A 247-nucleotide genomic window follows, 5' to 3' on the forward strand; every position below is an offset into this window, starting at 1 on the left:
GCTGACCGCTTTCCAGCGCTTGAACGGCTGGGCTGCTGTTATCCAACGCGTAGGTGTAGGTGCCATCGCTGTTCAGCGTCAGCGTACCGTACGTACCTGTAATTGTTGCTGGAGTGACCGTAACTGGCGTATCCGCGTTTTGCGTATCGGCCACATCGCCTGCGCTTGCGCCGGTTGTACCCAATACGTTACCGGTGACAGAAGTGCTGTCCTCGGCGATTGCATTGGCATCATCCTGTGCCACAGG

General features: G+C 57.5%; 1 protein-coding gene. It reads right to left on the reverse strand.

The genetic code is table 11. The features are described from left to right. On the reverse strand, positions 1-247 hold a 247-nt coding region (locus tag ACXAF9_RS18230), incomplete at both ends, for a VCBS domain-containing protein (protein ID WP_475076866.1).

The sequence above is a fragment of the Neptunomonas sp. ABH4_499 genome (assembly GCF_056160565.1).